This is a genomic window from Paenibacillus macquariensis, assembly GCF_900156375.1.
GTDB classification, from domain to species: domain Bacteria; phylum Bacillota; class Bacilli; order Paenibacillales; family Paenibacillaceae; genus Paenibacillus_AQ; species Paenibacillus_AQ macquariensis.
In genome coordinates, this window is record NZ_FTNK01000016.1 from 129,399 (window position 1) to 138,856 (window position 9,458).

9 protein-coding genes and 1 pseudogene are annotated in these 9,458 nt (G+C 41.8%); all 10 read left to right on the plus strand.

What is annotated here, in order from left to right:
• Positions 1 to 263 precede the first annotated feature (263 nt).
• Positions 264 to 509: a MerR family transcriptional regulator gene (locus tag BW961_RS31775; protein WP_326112578.1), complete on the plus strand. Its 246-nt coding sequence runs from the start codon at positions 264 to 266 to the stop codon at positions 507 to 509.
• 582 nt (positions 510 to 1,091) lie between these two features.
• The gene (locus BW961_RS22865) at positions 1,092 to 1,958 is read left to right on the plus strand and encodes a carbohydrate ABC transporter permease (protein WP_068589106.1); all 867 of its coding nucleotides are present in this window, start codon (positions 1,092 to 1,094) and stop codon (positions 1,956 to 1,958) included.
• Between the two features lie 16 nt (positions 1,959 to 1,974).
• Positions 1,975 to 2,850 carry a carbohydrate ABC transporter permease gene (locus BW961_RS22870; RefSeq protein WP_068589103.1) on the plus strand — a complete coding sequence of 292 codons (876 nt, stop codon included), beginning with the start codon at positions 1,975 to 1,977 and terminating at the stop codon, positions 2,848 to 2,850.
• 148 nt (positions 2,851 to 2,998) lie between these two features.
• Positions 2,999 to 4,159 carry an efflux RND transporter periplasmic adaptor subunit gene (locus BW961_RS22875; RefSeq protein WP_068589100.1) on the plus strand — a complete coding sequence of 387 codons (1,161 nt, stop codon included), beginning with the start codon at positions 2,999 to 3,001 and terminating at the stop codon, positions 4,157 to 4,159.
• A 42-nt stretch (positions 4,160 to 4,201) separates the two neighbouring features.
• Complete coding sequence (locus tag BW961_RS22880; protein ID WP_068589097.1) at positions 4,202 to 5,533, plus strand: ABC transporter substrate-binding protein; 1,332 nt, start codon at positions 4,202 to 4,204, stop codon at positions 5,531 to 5,533.
• Between the two features lie 191 nt (positions 5,534 to 5,724).
• Entirely contained in the window at positions 5,725 to 6,420 is a 696-nt protein-coding gene (locus tag BW961_RS22885; protein WP_068589095.1) for a response regulator transcription factor, read from the plus strand.
• Complete coding sequence (locus BW961_RS22890) at positions 6,413 to 7,510, plus strand: sensor histidine kinase (RefSeq protein WP_068589093.1); 1,098 nt, start codon at positions 6,413 to 6,415, stop codon at positions 7,508 to 7,510. The genes BW961_RS22885 and BW961_RS22890 overlap by 8 nt, the downstream gene beginning before the upstream one ends.
• A 409-nt stretch (positions 7,511 to 7,919) precedes the next feature.
• Positions 7,920 to 8,247: pseudogene (locus BW961_RS31995) on the plus strand (M15 family metallopeptidase); the annotation flags it as partial.
• A 230-nt stretch (positions 8,248 to 8,477) separates the two neighbouring features.
• Complete coding sequence (locus BW961_RS22900; RefSeq protein WP_082867601.1) at positions 8,478 to 9,008, plus strand: VanZ family protein; 531 nt, start codon at positions 8,478 to 8,480, stop codon at positions 9,006 to 9,008.
• Between the two features lie 220 nt (positions 9,009 to 9,228).
• The coding region (locus BW961_RS22905) for a hypothetical protein (RefSeq protein ID WP_139331719.1) at positions 9,229 to 9,458 on the plus strand (230 nt) is incomplete at its 3' end.

A 9,458-nucleotide genomic window follows, 5' to 3' on the forward strand; every position in this document is an offset into this window, starting at 1 on the left:
CAAACTAATTCACTTCCCTTTGTTATTAATTGTATGTATGAAACTCTATCTATCCTATATGTTTTGTGGAGAAATGAAAACAGCTAATTCCCCAAATATCATATTGAGCAGTTGTTAAGATCCAATAAAATTAATGCTTGACCTTGCAGTACACTTCAACCTTTATGCTGTATCTATTATCAAATCTGGTTCTTCATGACGGAGGATATACGAAAAAGAAAATGCAATCTGAGTAAAGCTGTTAAAAGACTGGGGGAATAGGCATGGAAGGAATGACACGTGGTGAACTGGCAAAGCGAACCGGGTTAAGCAAGGCAACCATCCGCTACTACGAGGATAGTGGCATTCTGCCTGTTCCAGACCGGATAGCGAATGGCTATCGTATTTATACGGATAATTATCTAGTGAAGATTAAATTCATCAAAGATGCCAAATCATTAGGTTATTCGCTAAAGGAAATCCAAGAAGATCTGCAAGTGCTCAGTCAAGAGATGGAGCCGGAGACGTAAAAGGGATTAGTACGCAATAAGATCTTTGAGATCGATGAGAGAATTAAGATGCTACATTCCATACAAACGCTGCTTGCTGACTTGCTTCAGACTCCCGAAGAAGACATCCATAACTATTTGCAATCGTTTCGTAATGAGTAATTAGGGCTATAAGTCTAAAATAATATTTTGGTAAAGACGCTGAAGCTTATATTCTTCAGTGTCTTTTTTCATAGCTACCTTTTATTGATTTTCAAGTAGGGAGAAATAGTGAGCAGGAAATTATTGTGATTATTTAAGAAAAATTTAACAATTACCCTACTTCTTTTTAAACAGTTGTCCTTATTCTAAATGAGTGGAGGAGAAAGCTGAGGATGAAGAAATGGGTTTTTTGCTTGTTATACTTTTGCTTCTGGGTTATGAAGTCTTTGAACGGAAAGTGAAACGGTTATAGCGAGTCTGATTTAGGTTTTATCCCTTGATATTGGATTTGCTCAAATGGAGATAAATCGCCACTATGGGATTTCGGACAACAATATGGATGGAGTCATTGTAACGCTGTACCCTTGAACAGTAATTATTGAAAGGATGATGAAGACAACAATGAAGAAATGGATCCGCAAAGATACTTCAGCGGCATTGATGTTTCTCGCGCCGAGTGGTGTCGGATTTGCGCTGTTCTATCTTATTCCGTTTGCCATGGGAGTGTTCTACTCTTTTATGGACAGTACGGTAGACGGCCAATTTGTGGGATTGGATAATTATCGCGAGCTGCTCGCGAGTAATTCCTTCAGACAGGCAGCATCCAATACGTTTTATTTTAGCGCGGTTAGTGTTCCGCTTATGCTTGTGCTGTCACTAGGTTTGGCGATGCTGTTGAATAAAAATATATATTTTCGGAAATGGCTGCGGACTGTATTTGTACTACCACTTGTTGTTCCAGTCGCCTCGATTATTCTGATCTGGCAGATGCTGTTCGATTGGAACGGATCCCTGAACGCCTGGTTGAGCTACTTCGGATCCGAACGTGTGGATTGGATGAAGACCGATGCAGCCCGAAATGTAGTCATTATCGTGTATTTATGGAAGAACATCGGCTATAACGTCATATTATTCTTGGCGGGACTGCAACAAATCCCGAAGGATTATTACGAAACCGCCCAAATTGAAGGGGCAGGGCGTTTGCGGCAGTTTCGCAGTATTACACTTGTCTATCTAACATCCACGATGTTCTTTGTAGTGATCATGTCGATCATTAACTCATTTAAAGTATTTCGGGAAACGTATTTGATCGCAGGCGATTATCCGCATGACAGTATATACATGATGCAGCACTATATGAACAACATGTTCATGTCGTTGGACATTCAGAAGCTGACTGCGGCTGCGACCTTGATGTTTGGTTGTATTTTTCTGATCGTCATGGGATTGTTTGCGATTGAACGCCGGCATCGGCAGTTCATGGAATAGGGGGTAGAGAAGGGTTGTGCCAGTTGCTAAAATATTGAAAAAAATTGCATTAACGGTCGTCATGGTCGCTATCGCGGTCATGTTATTATTCCCTATTGTAATCACTTTCACAAATTCGATCATGACAGAACAAGAAATTGGCATCAATTATGGGCCCATAGGGCAGATGAACGAAGCGGTTGCAGGGAGAGCAAATCCTTTTGTGAATTTAAAATTGCTGCCGGATAAAGTGTCCTTGGAGCAGTATGACAAGATTTTGGTGGGTAGCCCAAAATATCTGATGATGTTCTGGAATTCGGTATTCATGGTGGTGCCGATCATCGCAGGGCAGACCATCGTAGCAGCACTGGCTGCGTACGCGTTCTCCAAGCTGAAATTTCGCGGCCGGGAGCCCTTGTTTCTCGTCTATGTCTTGACGATGCTCATGCCATTCCAAGTGACGCTAGTACCGAATTACATTATGGCGGATAAGCTTGGGCTGTTGAATAGTCCGAATGCGATTATATTACCTGGGATTTTCGCAGCTTTCGGTGTGTTTATGCTCAGGCAGTTCATGCTGGCTATTCCATATGCCTACATCGAAGCGGCCAAGATCGATGGAGCCGGACATTTGCGGATATTCTGCACCATTATCATCCCGATGATCAAGCCAGGTCTGGCTGCACTCGTTATTTTATTGTTTGTCGACTATTGGAACATGGTGGAGCAGCCGCTTATTTTTCTGGACGATCCGTTCAAGCAGCCGCTATCGGTTTATTTATCCATGATCAATAAAGAGAAGGGGATCGCTTTCGCTGCATCGGTGCTCTACATGTCTCCGATGGTGCTGTTGTTTCTGTATGCAGAGTCGTATTTCATTGAAGGCATTCAATTGTCTGGCATCAAGGGGTAATGTTCGCGAAGCTGATGCTTACGAAGCAAGTTTTGCCTAGGCAAAACTCAGACAAAGCTTACGAAGTAAACTTTCTTACGGAAAGTTCAGATAATGCTTACGAAGTAAACTTTCCTACGGAAAGTTCTTAGGAGGAGAAGAACGGGATATGGAGTTAGAAAAAGTGGCGGCTGATCGTAGGCGCAAACGAAACATTCAGATCATGTTCATTATTTTTATGGGATTGTTAATCTTCTTTACGTTGTTCAGCAACACGCTACAGTCGCTGACCTTGCCGAAAGTGAGAACGGAAAAGCCGGCTGCTGGAAGTCTTGTATTTACGATCGAAGGTAGCGGAATACTGCAACCGCTCGCCGAAGCTAGACTATCGAATGCTGCCGGCTGGAAGGTCCAGAAGATTCTCGTGAAAGAGGGAGATCGTGTGAAGAAGGGGCAGAAGTTAATCATCTATGACAGCAAATCTGCCGAACGAGAATTGGAAGATGAAATAACCAATTTAAAAAAACAGCAAATCGAGCAGCAGAATATTCAAGATCAGTTCATTCAGTCGAGCATGGAAGGGGACGAACTCAAGATTCGGAATGCAAGACGTACTATTGAGACAGGTAAACTTAATCTACATACGCAGGAACGTAAAATTAATGAGATGAGAGATAAACTGACAAGCCAACAAGATATTACAGCTCCTTTCGATGGTATTATAGCGAAATTGAATGCCGTTGAAGGGTTAACATCAGCGGGAGAACCGGATGTTCTTGTCTCGAACAGCAGCCTAGGTTATCGATTCGACATATCTGCTGATTCAAAGGTGTTGTCCAGCTTAGGGATTTCGATCGGAGAGAAGATCGAGGTCGAGGTAAATACTGTCCAAGAACAACAGGCCCGTATGATCGAAGGCACGATTGAGGAAGTGGCGAATGAACAACCGCGTATCGAGAGCTCATCTAGTGAAGAGGGGGGCCAGACCATAACGATCCCTCAGAAGGTTCTTCGCATAAAGGTCGTTAACTCTGAACTGAAAGGGGGTGAGCAGGCAAAGATCAAACTTGAGAAAGGTTCACGGCAAGAGGGATTGCTCATTTCCAATAAGGCTATTCATGAGGACCGTAGCGGCATGTTTGTTTATAAAATTGAAGAGCAGAGAGGGGCATTAGGGAATGTCTTTGTTGCCCGTAAAGTCCTCATTCATACAAGTGAAACGAATGACAAAGAAACGATGATCCAATCGGATAGCCTCTATGAGGAAGAACTGATTATTCTGGAAAGCAGTGAGCCTTTACAAGACGGAAACCGTATTCGAATGGAATAGTTAAGCATGTATGCGATAAAAATTATAGGAGGAATTTATACGATGAAAAAGTGGCTAGGGATGATATGTGTTGGTATTTTAATAACGACAACGACTGCATGCGGTTCTGGAGGTAGTGAGGAATTGGCAAGTAAGGAGAAACAGGTAATTAAAGAGAAACAGGTAATTAAAGAGGGGAAAACAGTCGTTACTTTGTCTATCCAACAACCGAGCGAATTTCTTAAGACAGCAGAGAAAAAGTTTGAAGAAAAGTATCCGGACATTGATCTTCAAATTCAGAATACAGATGATTATGAAAAATACACAAAAACGACGAATACAGCGCTGCTATCAGGAAAGGGTCCGGATATCTTCGAAATAACCGGCCGCATGCCTATCGATGATTTCGTGAGCAAAAAGCTTCTCCTGAACATGGATGATTCCATGGAACAAGACAAAACGTTGAATAAAAGCGATTTGAAAATGAACGTATTGGAACTATTGAAGGTGAATGGCGGTATGTATGCCATGCCTCTCGGATTCGGGATGAGTTTATTCGTAGGAGACGGGAACGTGATTAAGAACTCCACTGTGAAGATTGACGACAAGAGCTGGAACTGGAATACCTTTGAGGATATCTCGAAGCAGCTCATTCAACAGGCAGAGAAGGGTGGCAAGAAACAGTTTTATGGCTTGGCGTATTACCCGGCGGATAGCCATCTCACGGGCATGGTCGCGGACAATTACGCGGAGTTCGTCGACCTCACGGCGAAAAAGGCAAAGTTCGACTCCCCCGAATTCGTGGAACTGATGCAGAATATCAAAAAAATGTTTGATGAAAAAGTCATGACTGAGGAGCTAGCGAAAACGGACAATCAGTTGTTTTCTCACGTCAATGTAACGTCGGTAGACTTTATCGGCGGCTTATATTCACACTTTGAAAATCCGGTACTGCTGCAACAGCCGCATATAGGGAAATCAGAAGGAACGCGGATCTTTCCTTTATCCCAAATCGCGATACGGGCCAATTCTCCGGTGAAGGACGAAGCGTGGAAGTTCATTTCCTTCCTATTATCTGACGAGGCACAATCGCTGCAAGAGAGAGAAGGTCTCTCCCTGCTAGCATCTGTGGACGATAAAAAACTGAACGAGATTCAGGAACAAGTTAAAAGCGGAACATACAAGTTCTTGGACGGCAAAAAGGCCAAGGTATCGGATGAAGAATTTACGCAGTTCAAACATTTAGTTCATGGCACGTATCGATCCGAGGACGCGGATGCTAAAGTACTTCGCATGATATCCGAAGATTCCGTATTCTTCTTCAGTGGACAAAAGTCCGCAGAGGAAGTTGCCAAACTGATCCAGAACAAGGTGACAATCTATTTAAACGAATAGGAAACAATACAACTGAAGCAGCTTCCCTGTGAGCTGCTTTTTAAAGCTATATAGATTGAACTAAAGTTTGCGCTCACAAGTTCAATCATTTCTAAAGAGAATCATGAATATGAGGGTTCGTCTTTAGTTCAATCGATATATCAACATGGAAAATATATCTTGCTAATCATCTTATTAGGAGTGGAAAAGGAATGAGGCGTATCACGATTTTGATAGCAGATGATGAGGTGGAGATCGCTGATCTGGTTGCCTTGCACTTACAAAAAGAGGGATATCATATTGTCAAAGCATCCGATGGGAAAGCAGCTATTCATGCTATTCAATCGCAATCGATAGATTTGGCCATTTTGGATATTATGATGCCTGAGCTGGATGGTTACGAGGTCACCCGTCAAATTCGGGAAAAGAATCATCTGCCGATCATTTTTTTAAGTGCCAAGACCTCTGATCTTGATAAGATCACAGGACTGGTGATGGGGGCAGACGACTATATGACTAAACCGTTCAATCCTATGGAATTGGTGGCTCGTGTGAATTCTCAACTGCGTCGTTCCAAGGTGTTCAATCAACCTACAGCAGTGAATACAGGGGTACTGGAAGCCGGTGGATTAACGATTTCGCCTGATCAGCATACCGTTACCTTATATGGCGAGGGTATCGTGTTAACGCCGAAGGAATTTGACATCCTATATCTGTTAGCAAGTCATCCAAAGCAAATCTTTAGCGCGGAAAATATTTTCCAACAGGTGTGGGGCGAAGCATACTATGACAGAGGCAATACGGTCATGGTACATATCCGTACCCTGCGGAAGAAGCTTGGAGAAGATATCAGCAAGAATAAATTCATCAAAACCATTTGGGGTGTGGGGTATACAATCAATGAATAAGCGAATCCGAAGTTTTCGGACAAAAATGATTCTGCTGCTGGGGTTAAGTATGCTTCTGTCCGGTATGACCACGTATGGGATCTATAGAATTCTTCAATTCTATTATGCCGGTGTTCACGTAGAAGATCGATTAGCCCAGTATCGTCGCTTCATTTATAACATAGGGGATATTTATTTTTTTCTAATTATTTTTATTCCGCTAGCTATATTATTTTTCTTTTTGCTCACGAAGCCGTATGTCACCTACTTTAATGAAATTTCCAAGGGGATTCGTCATCTTGCCAATGGTGAATTTAAGAATCATGTACATATTTCCTCGAATGATGAGTTCAGAACCATTGCGGAGGATATTAATCTCGCGAGTGAAAAACTGCAAGCGGCGGTGGAACGAGGGGATTTTGCAGAGAACAGTAAGGATCAGTTGGTCGTAAATTTGGCTCATGATTTACGCACGCCACTTACTTCTGTATTGGGATATTTAGATTTAATTCTTAAGGATGATCATTTGACAGAGGAGCAACACAGACATTTCATATCCATTGCCTTCACCAAATCTCAACGTCTAGAAAAATTAATCGATGGATTATTCGAGATTACTAGAATGAACTATGGCATGCTGCCCGTTGAAAAGAAGCGAATAGACATCAGCGAGCTTCTGATGCAATTGAATGAGGAATTATATCCTGTTTTCGAGAAAAACAACCTGATTTCCAGATTGAATATTGCACCTAACCTATATATTTCTGGCGATGGAGAACTGTTGGTCCGTGTATTTGAGAATCTATTGACCAATGCCACTCGTTACGGGAAGGATGGACTGTATGTAGATATCAATAGCAATCTTGATTCAGGACATGTTGTAATTCAGGTCGTCAATTACGGGGGGCATATCGCTCCAGAGGAATTGCCGCATATCTTCGATATGTATTATACGAGTGATCGGGCACGAACGCATCAAGAAGGTGGCACAGGCCTTGGACTGTTCATTGCAAAGAATATTGTGGAGCAGCATGATGGAACGATTTCGGTCGAGAGTAATGTGTTGCGAACACTGTTTGAGATTCAACTGCCGCAAGAATCCATAATTTAAGAGAAACTTTATATTTGTCCTGCTTTTTTTTAACTAGTTTTCTCTATCCTGATTATATGAGGTGTTAAGGAGGGAATAGTTGATGAAGAAGTTGGGCTTTTTTATATGTGTGATGTTGTTGCTAGGGTATGTAGCTGTGAAGACAACAGCTTACTATCAGCAGAAAAGTGAGATTACCCTTGGAGATTATGAAAATCAGGGGATGAGTTTAAAAGGTTCCAAAACTGTTACACAGGATCAAGTGTACCAAGGGGATTTATTGTTGGTTAACAAGGATTATCCTGTTCAACAGGAAGGTGTGAAATCCGATATTGTGAATTTATTTAAGCAAAAGGATTTGATACAGGGATATGTATTGCTAGATCACAATACCCTTCTATCAAAGCATGTAGCGCAGGAATTTCAGAAGATGATCGAGGTAGCTGGAAAAGAGGGAGTTAATCGTTTCTTGATTAGCAGTGGTTATAGAGATTTTGAAAAGCAAGATAAGCTTTACGAGGAAATGGGTTCGGCTTATGCTTTGCCAGCGGGTTATAGCGAACATAACCTAGGATTATCCCTTGATGTAGGATCTACGCAGACTAAGATGAGTAAAGCGGATGAAGGGAAATGGTTGAAAAAAAACGCATGGAAATACGGTTTTATTCTACGTTATCCCAAAGACAAAATCGAAATTACAGGTATTCAATATGAACCGTGGCACTTTCGTTATGTTGGGTTGCCTCACAGTGCCATCATGCAGGAAAGTAACCTCGTGCTGGAGCAATATTTGGATTTCTTGAAGGAAAAGAAGAGTATTTCGGCAGTTGTAGAGGGTGAAGAATATAACGTTAGTTATTATTCGGTTTCCAAAAAGACGATCCTTAAAGTACCGGAGAACGGCCCATATGAGATATCAGGAAACAATATAGATGGAGTTATTGTAACTGTGAAAAAGTGAATCATAAAAAACGAAGGAGGTTAATTAGTGAAACACACTACATCTAAGATGAAGATGGTTTTGGTAGCGGGGTTTGTTATATATCTGTATTTATTAATCAAGCTGATCTTATTTAAGTGGGGTTCTGTTGACACCCATTTTCTGCTTTATCAACTTCAGCAGACGTTACACCAACCTAATCGTATTTTCGATCGACCCGGCAACTATACGCTGTTCAAGGAGATCTTAAGAGAGATTCACAGTATGTCCATCTCGAATCCATTCTCATCTACGAACCTGATAGGTAATATCCTGGCTTTTATTCCGCTGGGTATCTTCATTCCTAAACTATTCACTCGAAGAGGCGCATCATTCGCGAATGTGTTCATTCTCTCCTTTTCTTTAAGCTTATGCTTCGAAGTTACACAGCTACTCTTGTGTATTGGCACATTTGATGTGGATGACCTCATATTGAACACTTCCGGCGGAATGGTTGGTTGCGGTGCCTTGAGACTGTTTATGATAAGAAACAAACCCCAATCCCATGAAGATTTGGTATTATCCCCTTCAAGTAGATAGATTGAACTAAAGTTTGCGCTCACCTTTTCAATCATTTCTAAAGAAGTTCATGAATATGGGGTATCGTCTTTAGTTCAATCTATATAGATAATCTAAAAAACCTTCTATTAACATGAGGAAACGAAGTGAACCTGACGGGGACTTATATGGTGAAAGTGACAAGTATATCAACAGTATGTGGTGGAAAAATGTAAGGACTTTTATTCAGGGAGGGAAATTCATGTACAAACGAAGAAAGACGTATGCTGCAGTACTGCTCAGCACAGCGGTTCTAAGCCAGCTTATTACATACGGAGCTTACGCAGCATCGGCAGTTTCACCCGTCGCTAAATCAACAACGGCAGCAGAATTCACGCTGGACAAACTGGGGTCTATAGCTTTGCAGAGCAATGTTAGCGTGAAGCTGATGGATATCAGCATTCTTGCGCAGCCGAGCGGAAATATACTTAC